The 17,770-nt window shown below is 70.1% G+C and carries 17 protein-coding genes and 1 riboswitch; of the genes, 11 read left to right on the top strand and 6 right to left on the bottom strand.

Annotation, left to right across the window (positions count from 1 at the left end):
* Positions 1–28: 28 nt before the first annotated feature.
* From ABZX02_RS40355 to ABZX02_RS40325, 7 genes are all read left to right on the top strand, one after another.
* Positions 29–232, top strand: a complete 204-nt coding sequence (locus ABZX02_RS40355; protein ID WP_030468099.1) for a cold-shock protein — start codon at positions 29–31, stop codon at positions 230–232.
* A gap of 141 nt (positions 233–373) precedes the next feature.
* The gene (gene rsfS / locus ABZX02_RS40350) at positions 374–757 is read left to right on the top strand and encodes a ribosome silencing factor (RefSeq protein WP_355306809.1); all 384 of its coding nucleotides are present in this window, start codon (positions 374–376) and stop codon (positions 755–757) included.
* A gap of 8 nt (positions 758–765) precedes the next feature.
* Complete coding sequence (locus ABZX02_RS40345) at positions 766–1,371, top strand: histidine phosphatase family protein (protein WP_355306807.1); 606 nt, start codon at positions 766–768, stop codon at positions 1,369–1,371.
* A complete protein-coding gene (gene octT / locus ABZX02_RS40340; RefSeq protein WP_355306805.1) occupies positions 1,368–2,081 on the top strand; it encodes a diglucosylglycerate octanoyltransferase in 714 nt (237 codons plus the stop codon). The genes ABZX02_RS40345 and octT overlap by 4 nt, the downstream gene beginning before the upstream one ends.
* A gap of 20 nt (positions 2,082–2,101) precedes the next feature.
* Entirely contained in the window at positions 2,102–2,995 is an 894-nt protein-coding gene (locus ABZX02_RS40335; protein WP_355306803.1) for a DegV family protein, read from the top strand.
* An 87-nt stretch (positions 2,996–3,082) separates the two neighbouring features.
* Positions 3,083–3,781 carry a ComEA family DNA-binding protein gene (locus ABZX02_RS40330; RefSeq protein WP_355306801.1) on the top strand — a complete coding sequence of 233 codons (699 nt, stop codon included), beginning with the start codon at positions 3,083–3,085 and terminating at the stop codon, positions 3,779–3,781.
* An 888-nt stretch (positions 3,782–4,669) separates the two neighbouring features.
* Complete coding sequence (locus ABZX02_RS40325) at positions 4,670–7,414, top strand: DNA internalization-related competence protein ComEC/Rec2 (RefSeq protein ID WP_355306799.1); 2,745 nt, start codon at positions 4,670–4,672, stop codon at positions 7,412–7,414.
* 61 nt (positions 7,415–7,475) lie between these two features.
* Here the strand turns inward: ABZX02_RS40325 and thrC are convergent, their stop codons facing one another.
* Positions 7,476–8,732, bottom strand: coding sequence for a threonine synthase (gene thrC, locus ABZX02_RS40320; protein WP_355306797.1), 1,257 nt, complete (start codon positions 8,730–8,732; stop codon positions 7,476–7,478).
* 11 nt (positions 8,733–8,743) lie between these two features.
* Positions 8,744–8,889, bottom strand: a riboswitch (SAM riboswitch).
* Between the two features lie 87 nt (positions 8,890–8,976).
* Between thrC and holA the strand changes: the two genes are divergently transcribed.
* Positions 8,977–9,945: a DNA polymerase III subunit delta gene (gene holA, locus ABZX02_RS40315; RefSeq protein WP_355306796.1), complete on the top strand. Its 969-nt coding sequence runs from the start codon at positions 8,977–8,979 to the stop codon at positions 9,943–9,945.
* Positions 9,946–9,957: 12 nt separating this feature from the next.
* On the opposite strand, the gene ABZX02_RS40310 is transcribed toward holA, so the two are convergent.
* The 3 genes from ABZX02_RS40310 to ABZX02_RS40300 all read right to left on the bottom strand — a co-directional run bounded on the left by ABZX02_RS40310 (position 9,958) and on the right by ABZX02_RS40300 (position 13,515).
* On the bottom strand, positions 9,958–10,764 hold the full coding sequence (locus ABZX02_RS40310; protein ID WP_355306794.1) for a class I SAM-dependent methyltransferase: 807 nt from the start codon (positions 10,762–10,764) through the stop codon (positions 9,958–9,960).
* Positions 10,765–10,858: 94 nt separating this feature from the next.
* A complete protein-coding gene (gene rpsT / locus ABZX02_RS40305) occupies positions 10,859–11,125 on the bottom strand; it encodes a 30S ribosomal protein S20 (protein WP_355306792.1) in 267 nt (88 codons plus the stop codon).
* 125 nt (positions 11,126–11,250) lie between these two features.
* On the bottom strand, positions 11,251–13,515 hold the full coding sequence (locus ABZX02_RS40300) for a glycoside hydrolase family 3 N-terminal domain-containing protein (protein ID WP_355306790.1): 2,265 nt from the start codon (positions 13,513–13,515) through the stop codon (positions 11,251–11,253).
* Between the two features lie 151 nt (positions 13,516–13,666).
* On the opposite strand from ABZX02_RS40300, the gene ABZX02_RS40295 reads away from it, so the two are divergent.
* On the top strand, positions 13,667–14,401 hold the full coding sequence (locus ABZX02_RS40295; RefSeq protein WP_355306789.1) for a PIG-L deacetylase family protein: 735 nt from the start codon (positions 13,667–13,669) through the stop codon (positions 14,399–14,401).
* A 3-nt stretch (positions 14,402–14,404) separates the two neighbouring features.
* Here ABZX02_RS40295 and ABZX02_RS40290 read toward each other — a convergent pair whose 3' ends face one another.
* Both ABZX02_RS40290 and ABZX02_RS40285 read right to left on the bottom strand, forming a co-directional pair.
* The gene (locus ABZX02_RS40290) at positions 14,405–14,623 is read right to left on the bottom strand and encodes a hypothetical protein (protein WP_355306787.1); all 219 of its coding nucleotides are present in this window, start codon (positions 14,621–14,623) and stop codon (positions 14,405–14,407) included.
* Positions 14,623–15,555: an SPFH domain-containing protein gene (locus ABZX02_RS40285; RefSeq protein ID WP_355306785.1), complete on the bottom strand. Its 933-nt coding sequence runs from the start codon at positions 15,553–15,555 to the stop codon at positions 14,623–14,625. Before ABZX02_RS40285 ends, ABZX02_RS40290 begins: the two co-directional genes overlap by 1 nt.
* Before the next feature lie 74 nt (positions 15,556–15,629).
* Here ABZX02_RS40285 and ABZX02_RS40280 point away from each other — a divergent pair, with 74 nt between their 5' ends.
* Positions 15,630–16,064: an NUDIX hydrolase gene (locus ABZX02_RS40280; protein ID WP_355306783.1), complete on the top strand. Its 435-nt coding sequence runs from the start codon at positions 15,630–15,632 to the stop codon at positions 16,062–16,064.
* 43 nt (positions 16,065–16,107) lie between these two features.
* Positions 16,108–17,448 carry a polysaccharide lyase 6 family protein gene (locus ABZX02_RS40275; protein WP_355306782.1) on the top strand — a complete coding sequence of 447 codons (1,341 nt, stop codon included), beginning with the start codon at positions 16,108–16,110 and terminating at the stop codon, positions 17,446–17,448.
* Positions 17,449–17,770: the final 322 nt, after the last annotated feature.

Raw genomic sequence — 17,770 nt, 5'->3', positions numbered from 1 at the left:
TTGTTGCTGGTTCGTGGAAGGCAAGACTTTGGCTACAGGCACCGTGAAGTGGTTCAACGCCGAAAAGGGCTTCGGGTTCATCGCGCCCGACGACGGCTCGGCAGACGTCTTCGTGCACTACTCGGAGATCCAGTCCAAGGGTTTCCGGTCGCTCGAGGAGAACCAGAAGGTCGAGTTCGAGGTCGGCCAGGGCCAGAAGGGGCCGCAGGCCCAGCAGGTCCGCCCGCTCTAAGCTTCGGCGCAGGTGAAGGCCACCTCAGGGCGCTGAGGTGGCCTTCGTCATGCCCGCGTGTGAAGTACCTGTTGGCGGTCGCCGGTACCCTCAGTAACTCGTGTGGGCGTATCGACGCCCGCCGGAAGTCAGAGGAGTGACGTGGCAGCCACCGACGAGGCACGACGGCTGGCGCTGGTCGCGGCGAACGCAGCGGCCGACAAGAAGGCGCACGACGTGACGGTGCTCGACGTCTCCGACCAGCTCGTGATCACGGACGTGTTCGTGATCGCGTCCGCTCCCAACGAGCGGCAGGTCGGCGCGATCGTCGACAACATCGAGGACAAGCTGCGGGAGGCCGGCAAGAAGCCGGTGCGCCGCGAAGGGGCCCGGGAGGGCCGTTGGGTGCTGCTGGACTTCGTGGACCTCGTGGTGCACGTGCAGCACACGGAGGAGCGCAGCTTCTACGGCCTGGAGCGGCTGTGGAAGGACTGCCCGCGCATCGAGTTCGAAGCGGACGTCCCCGCCGAGTCCGCGGCCGAGTGAGGTAGCTGATGGCCCTGAGCCGGCTCGTGCTGTGGCGGCACGGCGAGACCGACTACAACGCGACTGGCCGCTTGCAGGGTCATCTGGATTCGGCGCTCACCGAGACCGGCTTGAACCAGGCCCGGTTCGCCGTCCCGGTGCTCGCCGGGTTCGAACCCGAGATCGTGGTGGCCTCCGACCTGCAACGCGCGCGCAACACCGCCGGGGTGTTCACCACCTCGACGGACGTTCCGCTGCGGATCGACGAGCGGCTGCGCGAGACCCACCTCGGCAAGTGGCAGGGGCTCACCGTGGCCGAGGTGGAGCAGGAGTGGCCGGGGGCCGTCGGGGTGTGGCGCACCGACCCGACTTTCGTGCCGCCGGACGGCGAGTCGCGCGTCGAGGTCGCCGAGCGGGCCATCAAGGTCGTGCACGAGGTCGACGCGGAGTTCTCCGGCACCGTCCTGCTGTGCGCGCACGGAGGCCTGATCAGCGCCCTGACCGGGCGGTTGCTCGGCCTGCCGGTGGAGAACTGGTCGCAGCTCGGGGGCATCTCGAACTGCCACTGGACCGTGTTCACCCGTCGCAACGACTTCTGGCGCCTGACCTCGTACAACGCGGGCACCACCCGTTGAGACTGCTCGTTCTCGGGGACTCGCTGTCGTTCTTCGGGCCCTCCGGGCCGTTGCCCGCCGACCACCCGAAGCTGTGGCACAACCTCTGTGCCGCCGAGCTGGGTGGGGCGGCGGAGCTCGCCGCGGGGTTCGGGTGGACGGCGCGGGACGCCTGGTGGGCGTTGACCGGGGATCCGCGGATCTGGTCGTTGCTGCCGCGCACGGACGTGCTGGTGTTCGCGGTGGGCAGCATGGACACGCTGCCGTCGCCGTTGCCGACGTACCTGCGTGAGGGGCTGCGTTATGTGCGGCCGGACTGGCTGCGGCGTTGGGTTCGTGCGCGCTATCAGGCCGTGCAGCCGCGGTTGGCGCCTTACACGCGCGCATCGCTGCCGCCTGCGCTGACGGCGCGTTATCTGCGGGACATGTTGCAGTCCGTGCGCAATCTGCAGTACACGATGCCGGCGGTTGGGATCGTGCCGTCGGTGCACCGCGCACCTACGTACTCGTTCGCGCATCAGGGGCACGCGGCTGCGGTCGCGGCCGTGCGTGGCTGGGCCGTGGATGCGGACGTGCCGTTGCTCGACCTGCCGGCCGTGATCGGGGACCACGTGCGGTCCGGCGCGGGCAATCCGGACGGCATGCACTGGGGCTGGGAGGGGCACGAGCTCGTGGGCAAGGCCATGGCCGCCTTGATCTCGTCCGTGGCGTTGAGTCCCTCGGAGGAGTGAGCCCCGTAGGCTCGTCGCTCGTGCGCATCTCCATCGTCACCGACTCCACGGCATACCTGCCCGAGGGGTTCGCGAAGCGCCATGCGATCACCGTGGTGCCGCTGCACGTCGCGGTGGACGGTGCCGGACGCCTCGACGGCGTCGACTTCGGTCCGTTCGAACTGGCCGCCGCTCTCGCCGAGCACCGCCGGGTCACCACCTCCCGTCCCACGCCCGGCGAGATGGCCGCCGTGTACCGCGAGGCGCTGTCATCGGCGGACGCGGTCGTGTCCGTGCATCTCTCTCGTGAGCTGTCTGGGACGTGGGAGGCCGCACGGCTGGCGGCGGAGGAGGTCGACGCGTCACGGATCCGCGTCGTCGACTCGCGGTCGACGGGCATGGGGCTCGGGTTCTCGGTGCTGCGCGCGTGCGCGGCCGTGGCCGAAGGTCGCTCGCCCGCCGAGGTCGAGGACGCTGCCGCCGAGGCGGCCCGGCGGACGCGGATGTTCTTCTGCCTCGAGACGCTGGACCACCTGCGCCGGGGCGGCCGGATCGGCACGGCGGCGGCCCTGGTGGGGACCGCGCTGGCCGTGAAGCCGTTGCTGCACATGGACGACGGCCGGATCGTGCCGCTGGAGAAGGTGCGCACGATGGGCCGGGCGGTGGGACGGCTGGTCGACCTGGCGGCGGCCGCGGCGGGTGACGGCCCCGTAGGACTGGCCGTGCACCACCTCGCGGCCCCCGAACGCGCCGCCGAGCTGGCGACCCGCCTGGACGAACGCCTGCCCGGCTCGACCGGGTGCGTGATCTCGGAGGTGGGCGCGGTGATCGGCGCGCACACCGGACCGGGCGTGCTGGGCGTCGTGGTGCTGCCGGGAGGACCCGACAGCTTCCCACAGACCCCCGACAATTCCCCGTCCCCGAAGCCCGAGTGATCGCGACCTGTCCACAACCCGCGAGTAATCCACAGCCCCGGAGCTCACCCCACCTCCCCACCGGTCCCGCTCCGTAACGTCCCTCGCATGTTCCCCCGCTCCCACCCGGACCCCCTCCCGACCGAACGCCTGGCCGCCCTGGCCGACAAGGTGAGAGCCGACCCGACCCTGGTCTACGCGCGATCAGAGGACTCGGACGAGCACGGCCCTCCCCGCCGCCGCTTCCGCCTGCCTCCGCTGCCGCGCCGAGGCCTGCTCGCGCTCGGCGTGGCCGTGGCCTGCGCCGTCATCGGCCTGGGCAGCTGGTGGCAGAGCCCGGCAGCCGAACCAGCCCCGGACCTCGCACTGGTGAGCACCTCGTCCCCGGCCCCCGAACTGGTCGTGAACGTGGTCGGCGAGGTCGCCACCCCAGGCCTGGTCACCGCGCCGTCGGGCGCCCGCGTCGCCGACGCCCTCCGCCTGGCCGGCGGCATCAAACCAGGCACCGACCTCCACAACCTGAACCTGGCCCGCAAACTCACCGACGGCGAACAGATCGCGGTGGGCATCCCGCCCCCGCCCCAGATCGGCGCACCCCAGGCAGGCGGAGCCCAGCCGAAGCTGAACCTCAACTCCGCCACAGCGACCGAGCTGGACGCCCTCCCCGGCGTGGGCCCGGTGACAGCGCAACGCATAGTCGACCACCGCACCCGCAAGGGCCCGTTCGCCTCAGTGGACCAACTCCGCGACGTGGAGGGCATCGGCGAATCGAAGCTGGCCAAGCTGACTGACCTGGTCCACACATGACCTTCGCCGCCAACGCCTTGGCCCTCTACCACCGCACCAGGGCGCACTACCGCCACCTGACGGGCACACCCCCGCTACCCGCAGACCACAACCACCTGCCCCGCCCCCTGACAGTCACCCACCCGCTCCACCGCCGACACACCCCACCCCGCCGCCCATTCCGCCCAACCAAAGCCTTCCGCCGCCTGCTGACAGCAACCCTGCCCCCACCTCCAGTCCCAACTCCGCCACCTCCGCCCGCAGCCTTGCCAGCCACCCTGCAACGGCCGTGCCGAATCTGCGCAGCAACCGTGCACCGCCCCTAAAACCGCCACCGCACCAACAACCCAGGGCGGGCCGCCCGCCCGCCAGTCAGCGCTACACGTACGGCCACGGCCGCGCGGGCCCGCCCTCGCGCCCAACGCCGCGCACCCCAACACTCGCTCACCTTTGGCGCCGCCCTCTTCCCCGCCCGCCTCCCGCCCTATCCCGCACTCCGCCTACCGACCCATGGCGCGGCGTCCCTCGCCAACGGTCACGACCCGGCGCCCGCGCGTCCCACCCTCGCCCGCTACACCCGCCCCGCACCGCCCGACCCCGCCAGTCGCGCCCCGACCATCGCACCTCAGGCCCCGCACGGCCTCTCCGCCTGACCTCGGCGAGTCGCCCTGCCCTCATTGCCTGCTCCCACCGCCCCAACACCACACCCACTCACCGATCGGAGTCCGCCATGCCCTCGGTCCGCATCACCCGCCACCCGCACATCGACACCTCCTGGCACCACCCCACCGCCAGGCCCCCGCAGGTCCAGCCGCACCCTCTCCCACACCGCAGACCACAGGTCCCGCACCCGCGCCGAGGCAGCCCCAGCCGTGACCCGAGACCTCCCACCCCAGACGGGAGGCCACGATGGTTCGCAAACACCCCCTAACCCACGACTTCCGACTAGTCCCGGCCGCAGCCGCGGTCTGGGCCACCGCCGTGGCGGGACTGTTCCTGAGCTGGCAGGCAGCAGCGCTCACAGGACTGACCGCCGGCATCATCGGCCTCCTGGCGTGGCGCCGCGCCTGGTGGACCAGGACCTGCGCCATCGCCCTGCTGATCTCGGGTCCAGTCGCCGCCGCCTGGGTAGGCGGACACGTCCTGCGGGCCGAGACCCACCCGCTCCGCCTGGCCGCTGAACAAGGCCGCAGCACCACCCTCACCGTCGAGCTCACCACCAGACCGAAGGGAATCCGGGCGGCAGGGTTCGGCGGGACCCAGGCAGGCGTGCAAAACGTCGTCATCAGAGCGACGACGGACGGTGCCCAGGTGGTACTGCTGGCCCCGGCGGAGAAGTGGCGGGACCTGTTGCCCGGCCAGGAAGTCACGGCCAAGGGCACGCTCGCGCCGCCCCGTGGCGGCGATCTCGCCTCGGCGTTGCTGCGGGTGCGGGGGCCGCCGCTGGATCCTCAGCCGCCGCCGGTCTGGCAGGCGTGGGCCGACGAGCTCCGGGACGGGCTGCGCGAGGCCAGCAGGGTTCTCGACGCCGAGGAGGCCGGGTTGTTGCCGGCCCTCGTGGTGGGCGACACCGAGCAGATGGTGCCGCGCATCGTGGAGGAGTTCCGGACGGCCGGGCTGTCCCACCTGCTGGCGGTGAGCGGGGCGAACCTGGCGATCATCTGCGGAGCGGTCTACCTGCTGGTCAGGCGGCTCGGTCCGCGGGTGGCGGCGGGTGCCGCGCTGGTGGCGCTGGTCGGGTTCGTCGTTCTCGCCGGGCCGGAGCCGAGTGTGCTGCGGGCGGCGGTGATGGGTGCCGTCGCGTTGCTGGCGTTGGTGGTGGGGCGGCAGCGGTCTGCCGTGCCGAGTCTCGCGGTCGCGGTGCTCGTGCTGGTGGTTCTCGATCCGGCGCTGGGAGGTGATCCGGGGTTCGCGTTGTCCGTGGTGGCCACGGCGGCGTTGGTGCTCGTGGCGCCCCGGTGGGCGCAGGCGCTCAAACGGCGCGGTGTGCCCAACGGGCTGGCCGAGGCGATCGTCGTGCCGATGGCGGCGAGCCTCGCGACGGCGCCGGTGGTGGCCGGGTTGTCCGGGCAGATCAGCCTGGTGTCGGTGGTGGCCAACCTCGTTGCCGGGCCGGTGGTCGCGCCGGCGACGGTGCTCGGGGTGGTGGCGGCTGCTGTCGCGCCGGTGTCCGGCGGGGTGGCGGAGGTCGTCGTCCACGTGGCCGGTCCTGCCGTGGGGTGGTTGATCACGGTGGGGCGGCAGGCGTCGGCGGTGCCTGGTGCCGCGGTCGGGTGGCCGGACGGGTGGGGCGGCGCGCTTGCGCTCACTGCGGTGTGCGCGGTGGTCGTCTTGTTGTTGCGGTTCAAGAAGACGCGGACGTTGGTCGTCGCTGTGCTCGTCGGTGGGTTCGTGGTGCTGGTGCCGTTGCGTGTGGTGGCACCGGTGTGGCCGCCGGACGGGTGGAAGGTCGTCAGTTGCGACGTCGGGCAAGGCGATGCGCTGGTCCTCGCGACCGATGACGCCGACACGGCGGTGCTCGTCGACACCGGGCCCGACCCCGGTGCGGTCGACCGCTGCCTGAAGACGTTGGGGATCAAGAGGATTCCGCTGGTGGTGCTGACGCACCTGCACGCGGATCACGTCGGCGGACTGGAGGCCGTGCTCACCGGGCGTGCGGTGGGGGCGGTGGCGGTCGGTCCGCTCAAGGAACCCAGGTGGGCGTGGAGGGAGGTCGGTGGACGGGCTCGCGCGGCCGGTGTTCGGGTCGTGGAGCCGCAGGCGGGCGAGCGGTTCGCCTTGCCAGGACTCGAACTGGAGGTGCTGGGGCCTCGGCGAGCGCCGGTCGGTGGTGTCGAGAACACGACGGTGAACGACTACTCGCTCGTGCTCCGGGCGCACACGAGGGCCGGGCGGGTGCTGCTCACCGGTGACGTCGAACTGGCCGGCCAGGCGGCGTTGCTGGGGGAGCGGGACCTGAGCGCCGAGGTGCTCAAGGTGCCGCACCACGGGTCGCGTTCCTCGCTGCCCGCGTTCCTGAATGCAGTGCGGCCTCGGGTGGCGCTGGTGAGCGTGGGCGAGGGCAACAGGTACGGGCACCCGAGTCCGCACGTCATCGACGTGCTGCGGACGGGAGGTGCGCTGGTGTTGAGGACGGACAGGGACGGTGACCTGGCGGTGTTGCCGGGAAACCGAGTCGTACGAAGGAGAAGAGATGGTCTGGGTCAGGTTGTTCAACGCGCGCTACCCGATTCCCGGTGGCACGCCGGGGCTCGCGTGGGCGTTGTGGCAAACCAACTACTCGGCCACCCCGTGGCCGCACGACGAGCTGAAACCCGATTTCGGTTACTACATCTGCGAAACACTCGACGACGGCACCCGCGCGGTCACCTACAGAGCGACGGCCACGCATGTGCTGCCGCCGACGGAGGCGGAGTCTGCCGAGGAGGCCTACGACCTCGTGGCGGAGCGTGTGTTCGACGACGAGTTGCGGGTCGCGCCGAACGTCTGGCACGACTACCACTACAACGCGCTCAAGGCGGAAGCGCCGTGGCCGCAACGGATCGTGGCGTGGCGGGCGGGTGTGGAGCCGGTCGGGCCGCACGTGGTGGACGGCTTGCGGCGCTTTCCGCGCACCGGGTGGCTCAAGACGGACGCGATCTCGTTGTGAAGTAGCGCAACGGCCCGGCGACGCGGGTGCGTCACCGGGCCGAAGGGAGGTGAGTTATCGAAGTGTCTAGCCCAGGGCCTTGATGACGGCCTCGGCCGACGGCGGCACCGTCGCGCGCGGGCCGATCGTGTCGCCGAGCGCGTCGAGGGTCTTGAGGCCGTCGCCGGTGATCAGCAGCACGGTCTCGGCGTCCGGGTTGAGCTGGCCCGTCTCGATCAGCTTCTTCGCCGTCGCCACGGTCACGCCGCCGGCGGTCTCGGCGAAGATGCCCTCGGTGCGGGCGAGGAGCTTGATGCCCTCGACGACCTCTTCGTCGGTGACGTCCTCGATGGCTCCGTTGGTGCGGCGCACGGCGTCGAGCACGTACGGGCCGTCGGCCGGGGCGCCGATCGCGAGCGATCGGGCGATGGTGTCCGGGCGGACCGGGCGGATGACGTCGTGGCCCGCCTTGAACGCGGCGGAGATCGGGGAGCAGCCGGTGGCCTGCGCGCCGAACACCTTGTACGGCGTGGCTTCGACGAGGTCGAGCTGGCCGAGCTCGCGGAACGCCTTGTCCACCTTGGTGAGCTGCGAGCCGGAGGCGATCGGCACGACGATCTGGTCGGGCAGGCGCCAGCCGAGCTGCTCGGCGACCTCGTAGCCGAGGGTCTTCGAGCCTTCCGCGTAGTACGGGCGGACGTTGACGTTGACGAACGCCCAGTCCTCGTTCTCCGCGGCGAGCTCCTGGGCGAGGCGGTTGACGTCGTCGTAGTTGCCGTCGACGGCGATCAGGGCGCCTTCGTACACCGCGCTCATGAGGATCTTGGCGCGCTCGAGGTTGGAGGGAACGAGGACGACGGACTTCCAGGCCGCGCGGGCGGCGGCCGCGGCGACGGCGTTCGCCAGGTTGCCGGTGGAGGGGCAGGCCAGCACCTTGAAGCCGAGTTCGCGGGCGGCGGCGAGCGCGACGCCGACGACGCGGTCCTTGAACGAGTGCGTGGGGTTGCCGGTGTCGTCCTTCACCCAGATCTTGCGGACGCCCAGGGCCTTGGCGAGGTTGTGCGCCTCGACCAGGCGGGTGCCGCCGGGGTCGGTGTTCGGGTGCTGCTCCACAGTGGACGGAACGGGGAGGAGGCCGCGGTAGCGCCAGATGGACCTGGGGCCGGCCTCGATGTCCTCGCGCCGGATCTTCCCGAAGTCGTAGGCCACTTCCAACGGCCCGAAACACTCGAGACAGGCGTACTCAGGAGCGAGAGGGGTTTCGTTTCCACACTCACGGCACAACAGCGCACGGGCGGGGCCGAGGTCGAACTTGGTGCTCGTGGGCACACTGACAGCAGTCATCGCGAGGTATCTCCTCATCTGTCCCGCGAAATCGAACGGGTCGGAATTGGCACCGTGATCGTCTGCACTCAGATGCGCGCACAGGTCTGTGCACACAGCGCTGACGCCGGTTGCCGGGGCTTCTTCGGGCCGGTCCCTCTGCCCCTCTGGATGAGCGGTGTTCAGTTGTGGTCACCAAGCTACGGCATAGCTCGGTTTCCGAGCCACAGACGCCCACGATCCGGGACGTGGGAGGATGCGGAGCGTGAGCGCACCGGAGTCACTGCACCTCGTCGTCGGCGAGGAGGAGCTGCTGGTCGAACGTGCTGTTCGGGCGGCTCTCGAGGCCGCGCGGAAGGTCGATCCGAACGCCGACCTGACCCGCGTCCAGGTGACTGATCTCACGCCTCCCGAGCTCGCCGAGCTGGTGAGTCCGTCGCTGTTCGCGGAGGGGCGCGTGATCGTCCTGCAGAACGGGCAGGACATCGGCAAGGAGGTCGCCGACACGGTGCTCTCCTACGTGAAGGCGCCCGCGGACGGAGTCACGCTCGTCGTCGTGCACACGGGCGGTGGTCGCAGCAAGGCGGCCAAGGACCTGCCGGGGCAGCTGAAGAAGGCCGGTGCCGTCGTCACGGAGTGCGCCAAGGTCACCAAGGCGAGCGACCGCGAGGCGTTCGTGCGCAACGAGGTGCGGCGGGCGGGCGGCAAGATCGACCCCGAGGCCGTCGCCACGCTCATCGACGCCGTCGGCACGAACCTGCGCGAGCTCGCGGCGGCCGCGTCGCAGCTCGTCTCCGACGCCGACGGCAAGGTGACGGTCGAGGAGATCCGCCGCTACCACCAGGGCAAGGCCGAGGTGACGGGGTTCGCCGTCGCGGAGAAGGCCGTGACCGGGGACCGGGCGGGTGCGATGGAGGCGTTGCGCTGGGCCATGCAGCTCGGTGTGCCGCACGTGCTGGTCGCGGATGCCCTGGCGGACGCGGTGCGGACGGTCGCGCGCGTGTCCGCGGTTGGACGCGCCGACCCGTTCAGCCTGGCCGGGCCGCTCGGCATGCCGCCGTGGAAGATCAAGAAGGCGCAGGCGCAGGCCCGCGGCTGGGACCAGACCGGGCTTGCCGACGCGATGCAGGTGGTCGCGGGGCTCAACGCCGACGTGAAGGGCGTGGCGGCCGACGCCGACTACGCGCTGGAACGCGCCGTGCTCCGGATCGTGGCCGCGCACAGCCGTCGTTAGGTCGCGACGCCGTCAGGGCCTCGGGATCCCGATCAGGTACTGGGCTCCGGTGAAGCCGGGTTCGACGCCGATCGTCCACTCGAACGACTCGGTGGCGTCCAGGCCGTCGACGAGCCGCCGCAGCTCCGCGCGCCCGTACATGCGCAGAAACGACACCACGCTGTCGAAGTACATCATGAACGGCAGCACCGGCACCACGTAGGTCAGCGCCAGCCGCAGCAGGTAGCGCGGCGGGCGGTTGGGCTGGAACGGCGCGGCCAGCAACACCGCCAGCGTGAGGAAGAACGGGAACACCAGCACGTAGAGCCACGACCGCTTGGTGTCCACGACCACGAGAGGCTGCCGCGTGTCGACGGCGTTCTGCAGCATGCGCGCGGCCAGCGGGGGCGGGAAGTGGTGGAACGCGCCGTAGATCGTGCGCGTGCCCTCCAACCGGCAGTCGGTGGCGTCGACCGGCGTGGGCACGTGGCCGACGGTGCAGCACGGGTCGGACAGGCGTCGGCGGTTGCGCGCCGCGACCCGCTCGAACGCGGGCACGTTCGGCACGAGATCCGTCAGCGTCACCCGGGTGTGCACGCCCTGCGCGTGCAGGCGGCGCTGGATCAGCGGCACCGGTCCGCCCGAGCCCGCGCACAGGTCGACGATCCGGTGGTCCGCGCCGGACCGCAGCGCCAGGGCGAGCGGGCGGGAGTACTCGCGCGCGGCGTCCGTCAGCCGGTAGATCGTCATGATCGACTCGGTGTGCAGCGTCCGCAGCACCGGCGGAGTGCCGTCGAGGTCGTGCAGTTCGAAGAAGTCGACGCGCGGCAGCGATTCCATGGGCTCTACGCCTACACCAGGAACGCGAAGGGGCTCCACCTCCGGCGGGAGGTGGAGCCCCTTCGACTGAAGCTGGAAAGCTCCGCGTGCGGAATCAGCCCTCGAGCTGGTTCGCGCGCAGCGCCATCGCCGACTTCTTGTTGGCGGCCTGGTTGGCGTGGATGACGCCCTTGCTGGCGGCCTTGTCGAGCTTGCGGGACGCGTCCTGCAGCAGCTCCAGGGCCTTCGCCTTGTCGCCGGCCTCGGCAGCCTCGCGGAACTTGCGGACAGCCGTCTTCAGGGACGACTTGACCGACTTGTTGCGAAGGCGGGCCTTCTCGTTGGTCTTGATCCGCTTGAGCTGGGACTTGATGTTCGCCATGCGACATCACCCTTCTTGTCGAAACCGGGGTTCGTGACGCGCTTGGTCGGCACCGGTCACGAGGACCGGGTCTCCTCCACGGCGGAGAGCCGCGCGTTCACGACGACGAAGGATATCAGGCCAGCTCAGCGCACCGTGAAGGCGGCCTTCTCGGCACCCACCACGGCCTCGTAGCCGCCGCGGGCCACCTCGCGCCGCCCGTCGCCGTCCACGTCCCCGACGGTCAGCGCCAGCTGCGAGAGCTTGAACGACACCTCGACCTGCTTCGACTGTCCCGCAGCGAGTTCGACGCGCGTGAAGCCCACCAGACGGGCGTCCGGGGTCAGCACCGGCGAGGCCGGCTGGCGCACGTAGACCGGCACCACCGCGACACCCGTCCGCGCGCCGGTGTTCGCCACGGTGAACTTCACCACGCCGTTCGAACGGTCCACCGACACCGACGGTCCTGAGGTCGTGAACGACGTGTAGGACAGCCCGTGCCCGAACGCGTAGAGCGGATCGTACTTCGCGCCCGCCGAGGTGTTCGCGCCCGGCAGCTGGTCGTAGGTCAGCGTCGGGTCGCCCAGCGCCTTGGGCCACGAGATCGGCAGCCTGCCGCTCGGGTTCACCGCGCCGAACAGCACGTCCGCGATCGCCCGGCCGCCCTCGCTGCCCGGCAGCCAGCCCGCGACCAGCGCGTTCGCGTCCGCAGCTGCCCCGAGCACCTGCGGCCGCGCGGTCAGCAGCACCACGACCACCGGCTTGCCGGTCGCCTGCACCGCGTCCACCCACGCCTGCTGCTCGGGCGTCAGCACCGGGTTCTCCGTGTCGGCCGGTCCCTCCGCGCCGGGCTTCTCACCCAGGACCACCACGACCGCGTCCGCGTCGGAAGACTCGGACACCGCCGCGGCCTGGGTCGGCGCGTGCACCACGGCCGCACCCGGCGCCGCCTCGCGCACACCCGTCAGCACGGTCGCGGTCGGCGGCAGCGGCGAGTCGTCCGGCACGCCCTGCCACTCGATGGTCCAGCCGCCGAGCTGACGACGCACGTCGTCGGCCGTCTCACCGGTCACGACGATCTTCTTCGCGGACGTGGACAACGGCAGCACGCCGTCGTTCTTCAGCAGCACGGTGCCCTCGGCGGCGGCCTGGCGCGCCAGGTCCCGGTCCACGTTCACCACGTTGCCGTCGGCCTTCGCCGGGTCCACGTACGGCTTCTCGAACAGCCCGAGGTCGAACTTGAGCTTCAGCACCCGGCGCACCGCCTGGTCGATCCGCCCGCGCGACACGGACCCGTCGCGCACGTTCGCCAGCAGCAACGACGTGAACTCCGCCGCGTTCGACGGTTCCATCGCCATGTCCACACCGGCGTTGACGCTCATCGCGATCGCCGTCTTGTAGTCGGGCGCGACCTTGTGCCGGTCGACCAGGTACCGCATGTCCTGCCAGTCCGAGACAGCGACGCCCTTGAACCCCATGCGGTCGCGCAGCTGCGTCTGCAGCATGTACTTCGACGCGTGCACCGGCACGCCGTTCAACGACCCCGAATTGATCATCACGGTCTTCACGCCCGCGTCGAACTGCGCCTGGAACGACGGCAGCACCACGTCCTGCAGCTGCCGGATCGGGATCTGCGCGGCCGCGCGGTCGTGCCCGTTCGCCGGCGCCGAGTACCCCGCGAAGTGCTTCGCCGTCGCGGTCAGCTGCGCGGTGTCGTCCACCTTCGCCTGCTGGCCGCGCACGTTCGCCGCCGCCAGCTGCCCGGACAGGAACGGGTCCTCGCTGTACGTCTCGTAGTAGCGGCCCCAGCGGGTGTCGCGCGCGATGTCGGAGACGGGCGCGAAGTTCCAGAAGACACCGGTGGCGCGCAACGCCTTCGAGGCCGACACCCCGATCTTCTCCTGTAGCGACGGGTCCCACGTCGCACCGAGCCCGATCTGGTGCGGGAACATCGTCGCGGAGATGACGTTGTTGTGCCCGTGCACGCCGTCCGAGCCGTAGATGACCGGGATCTTCAACCGGTTGTTCTCCAACGCGTAGCGCTGGATCGCGTTGTTCATCTCGGCCCACGCCTTGGGCGTGTTCTCGAGCGGTGCGTCGCCACCGCCGGACAGGATCGAGCCGACGTGCGCGTCCGCGAGAACGGCCTTCAGACAGGAGTCGACCAACGGGCCGTTGGCGTTGTTGCAGTCACCGCGCAGCTTCCCGACGCGGATCTGGGCCATCTGCCCGACCTTCTCCTCGAGCGTCATCCTCCGCAGCAGGTCCTCGACCCGCCGCTCGGTCGACGCCCGGCTGTCCAGGTAGATCTCTCTGCCCGCCGCCAGACCACCCGCGGGTGTCAGCGACGCGATCAGCACAGCAACGCCCAGCACGCCCAGACCGGCGCGCTTGCGGGAGAACAAAGACAAGACTCCTCCACGTTCCCGGTGCGCCCGCCGGACACCATCGCGCAGGCGGAGTCGGGCGAGGAACCTCCGAACGGAGGAACTCGATGACAGCGTTTTCATGCAGGTGAAACGCCTGATCAGCCGCCCCCGCCGAAAGGAGGAAAATGGCGGGATGACACTCCCCGCGTTACCCGAGGAGACGTTCCGCCGGGTGCTCTGCGTCGTTGCGCACCCCGACGACATGGAGTACGGCACGTCCGCGGCCGTCGCCCGCTGGACCGCCCGCGGCATCGAGGTCGGCTACCTCCTGCTCACCAGGGGCGAGGCCGGGATGCCGAACCCGCCGGAGGAGACGGCCCGGCTGCGCGCCGCCGAGCAACGAGCGGCCTGCGACGTCGTCGGGGTGGAACGGCTGACGATCCTCGAGCACCCGGACGGCGTCCTCGTCTACGGACTCGACCTGCGCCGCGACATCTGCCGCGAGATCCGCCGGTTCAAGCCGGACGTGGTCTTCGGCAGCTCGTTCGCGGTCGAGACGCCGTGGGGCTTCGACCAGGCCGACCACCGCGCCGCCGGTCTCGCGACCCTCGACGCGCTGCGCGACGCGGGCAACCGCTGGGTCTTCCCCGACCAGGTCGACGAGGGGCTCGAACCGCACTCCCCGCGCTGGTACCTGGTTCCCGGGATGGGGGACGAGGCGACGCACGGCGTCGACGTGACGGGGGAGCCGTTGCGACGAGGCGTGGCCTCTCTCGAGGCGCACGCCGCCTACCTGGCCGCGCTGCCCGGCCACCCCGCGCCCGCGGACTTCATCCCGAAGTTCACCGCGATGGGCGGCCAGGCCATGGGCGTCGAGCACGCCGTGCTCTTCCGCGCCCACGACCTCGAGGCACCACCGGACCTCTGACCCCTATTCGTCCGGGTCGTCTTCCGCGGGCTTCTTGGGCGGGCGGCCCCGGCGAGGCATCTTCTTCGCCTCGCCGGGCAGCCGGCCCGCGTCCGCCAGCGCACGTCGCAGCAGGAACTCGATCTGCGCGTTGGTGCTGCGCAGCTCGTCGTTCGCCCACCTGCTCAACGCGTCGTGCACCGCCGGATCAAGCCGGAGCAGAACGCTTTTGCGATCCGCCATCAGGTGTAGAGCGACCCGGTGTTCACCACGGGCTGAGTGGAGCGGTCACCGCACAGGACGACGAGCAGGTTCGAGACCATCGCCGCCTTGCGCTCCTCGTCGAGCTCGACGACGTCGTGGTCGGCCAGGCGCTCCAGCGCGAGCTCGACCATGCCGACGGCGCCCTCGACGATCCGGGTCCGTGCCGCGACGACCGCGCCAGCCTGCTGCCGCTGCAGCATGGCGTGGGCGATCTCCGGCGCGTACGCGAGGTGCGTGAGCCGGGACTCGATCACCCTCACGCCCGCGGACTGCACCCGTGCCGCGATCTCGATCGCCAGGGTCTCGGTGATCTCGTCCGCGTTCTCACGCAGAGAGAGACCCGTCTCGTCGTGGTTGTCGTACGGGTAGCTGTTCGCGATGTGCCGCACGGCGGTTTCCGTCTGGATGCCGACGAACCGCACGAAGTCGTCGACCTCGAACCGTGCGCGCGCGGTGTCCTCCACCTGCCACACGACCACGGCCGCGATCTCGATCGGGTTGCCGTCGGCGTCGTTGACCTTGAGCGTCGCCGTCTCGTGGTTGCGGATCCGGACGGAGATCTTCTCGCGCGTGGTGAGCGGGTTCGCCCACCGCAGACCGTCCGTGCGCGCCGTCCCCACATAACGGCCGAGGAACTGCAGCACGCGCACCTCGCCGGGCGCGACCGTGAACAGCCCCTTCCAGATCACCGCGGCGGCCAGGAACACCAGCACCCCGGTGAGCAGCAGCCCGGCCGCCGGGTCGCCGTCGGCGGCGTCGGTCGCCTTGATCCCCTCGATGATCGTCCACACGCCCACAGCGAGCACCGCCAACCCAGCGAAGAACATGACGAGACCGGGCAGCTCCCGCGCCTGCTTCTCGCGGACGACCGGTGCCGGCATCTGGACCGTCGTTTCGATGGATGCACTCATCCAGGACCCCCTAGCGAAGTAGTATCTAAGTGATATCACTTTTTTCGCGGTGATCGCAAGTTACGCTGCGTCGCATGAGGGCGAAGAAGCAGCGCGTGGCGGCGTACGGGGTGTGCATCAACGAGCGCGACGAGATCCTGCTGGCGCGCTGGCTTGGCCCAAAGGGCAAACGTTGGATCCTCCCCGGCGGGGGCATCGACCACGGCGAGCACCCGTACGACGGGGTCGTCCGCGAGGTCGAGGAGGAGACCGGCTACGCGGTCGAGGTGGTCCGCCTGCTCGGCATCGACTCCGAGCTCCGGGAGGAGCCGGACCGCGACTACCACGCCCTTCGGATCATGTACGAGGTCCGGGTCGTCGGCGGCGAACTGCGCAACGAGGTGGGCGGCACGACCGACCTCGCGCAGTGGTTCCCCGTCGCAGACATCGGACAACTGGACCGCGTGCCCTCGCTCGACACGGCCCTCGGGTTGTACCGGACCGCCCCGCCTGCGGGAATCTTGCGCTAGCGTGGATCCACCGCCGCCGACGACCCAACACCGGAGTTGGCGAATGATCCGATCACTGGCCGTTGTCGGCACGGCCGCCCTGCTGTCGTCCCTCGTCCAACCGCCTGCTTTCGCTGCTGTCGTCGGCGTGTCCAGCGTGTCCTCCCTGCAGGCCGCGATCGACACCGCCCGACCCGGTCAGCGCATCGTGCTGGCCGAGGGCGTGCACACCGCCGAGCAACCGATCAAGATCACCAAGTCGGGCATCACCGTGGCCGCGGCGAACGCGGGCCGCACGGTGTTCACCCGCGGCGGCTTCGAACTCGGGGCCGTTCGAGACGTGACCGTCGAGGGGTTCGTCTTCAACGGAACCAGCACGATGACCGTCCCGGTCGAGGCCCAGGCCACGCGCATCACCCGCAACACCTACAACGGCAACAAGGACGGCGCCTCGCTCACCGTGAGCGCCAACGATGTGCAGGTAGACCACAACACGTTCTCGAACCGCAGCAACGAGGGCGTCTACCTGCAGATCACCGGGCCGGGCAGTGAGATCGCCCAGCGGACCTGGGTGCACCACAACTACTTCTACAACCACAGCTTCAGCGGCTCGAACGGCGGCGAGTCCATCCGGCTCGGCTACAGCCACAAGCAGTCGAAGTCGGCGTACGCCGTGATCGAGCACAACCTGTTCGAGAAGGCGAACGGCGACCCCGAGGCCATTTCCGTGAAGTCCTCGGACAACACCGTCCGCTTCAACACGATCCGCGACAGCAAGGGCTACATCGTCCTGCGCCACGGCAACCGGACGACGGTCGAGGGCAACGTGCTCCTCGGCAGCGGTATCCGGTTCCACGGGAACGACCACAAGGTGTTCAACAACTACGTGCAGAACACCGGCGACCGCGCGATCGTGTTCGGGAAGGGCTCGGAGACGGACAGCGGGCCGACCTCCACCTCGCACGACCGGCCCGACCGCGTGACGGTCGCGTTCAACACCCTCGTCGGCGCGGGCGCGGTGGTCGACAGCGACACCGGTACCTACGCGCCGAAGGACTGCGTGCTCGCGAACAACGTCATCCAGGGCTCGTCGTCGAAGCTCGTCGACATGATGAGCGGCTCGACGGTGAAGTACGAGGGCAACATCGTGTGGGGAGGCACCGCCGGCATCCCGTCCGGATACCGGTCGGTGGACCCGAGGCTTGTGCGGGACGCGAACGGACTGCTGCGCCTCGCGTCGGGAAGCCCCGCCGTCGACTCGTCGGCGGGCACCTACTCCTACGTGACGCGTGACTTCGACCCGCAGCCGCGCTCGGGCAAGCCCGATGTCGGTGCCGACGAGTACAGCTCGTCGGCACTGCGGAAGCCGCTCACGAAGGCCGATGTCGGGGTCTCCGCGCCCTGACGAACGCATTTGTCCTGGTAGCCGCCGGTGTGGCGGTTACCAGGACCCCCCGATTTGGAGATCGAAACAGGCCCGTGTAATGTTCTCCATGTCAGAGCGAAGCGGGCCGGAAATACCAACCGGAACGGGCCTGGCCAAAAAACCGGAAGACAAAGAGCCTCCAAGAGGCCGATTTGACACCGGAGAGCAACACCAAATAAGCTTCAAACACAGCCCCGAGAGAGAAACTCCGGAAACGGAGTGAGGATCCGGTGAGCGCGTGTTCTTTGAGAACTCAACAGCGTGCCGAAACACAGCCAGTAATATGAATACCCCTCGTCGG

The sequence above is a fragment of the Lentzea sp. NPDC003310 genome, assembly GCF_040610935.1.
Lineage (GTDB): Bacteria > Actinomycetota > Actinomycetes > Mycobacteriales > Pseudonocardiaceae > Lentzea.
This window is presented reverse-complemented; position numbering and strand designations above follow the sequence as displayed.

Coding starts and splice junctions, on each gene's coding strand:
- ABZX02_RS40290 (WP_355306787.1), bottom strand. CDS start 14,623: ATGGCGGATCGCAAAAGCGTTCTGCTCCGGCTTGATCCGGCGGTGCAC.
- ABZX02_RS40285 (WP_355306785.1), bottom strand. CDS start 15,555: ATGAGTGCATCCATCGAAACGACGGTCCAGATGCCGGCACCGGTCGTC.
- thrC (WP_355306797.1), bottom strand. CDS start 8,732: ATGACTGCTGTCAGTGTGCCCACGAGCACCAAGTTCGACCTCGGCCCC.
- ABZX02_RS40295 (WP_355306789.1), top strand. CDS start 13,667: ATGACACTCCCCGCGTTACCCGAGGAGACGTTCCGCCGGGTGCTCTGC.
- ABZX02_RS40330 (WP_355306801.1), top strand. CDS start 3,083: ATGTTCCCCCGCTCCCACCCGGACCCCCTCCCGACCGAACGCCTGGCC.
- ABZX02_RS40345 (WP_355306807.1), top strand. CDS start 766: ATGGCCCTGAGCCGGCTCGTGCTGTGGCGGCACGGCGAGACCGACTAC.
- ABZX02_RS40275 (WP_355306782.1), top strand. CDS start 16,108: ATGATCCGATCACTGGCCGTTGTCGGCACGGCCGCCCTGCTGTCGTCC.
- ABZX02_RS40280 (WP_355306783.1), top strand. CDS start 15,630: ATGAGGGCGAAGAAGCAGCGCGTGGCGGCGTACGGGGTGTGCATCAAC.
- rpsT (WP_355306792.1), bottom strand. CDS start 11,125: ATGGCGAACATCAAGTCCCAGCTCAAGCGGATCAAGACCAACGAGAAG.
- ABZX02_RS40325 (WP_355306799.1), top strand. CDS start 4,670: ATGGTTCGCAAACACCCCCTAACCCACGACTTCCGACTAGTCCCGGCC.
- ABZX02_RS40310 (WP_355306794.1), bottom strand. CDS start 10,764: ATGGAATCGCTGCCGCGCGTCGACTTCTTCGAACTGCACGACCTCGAC.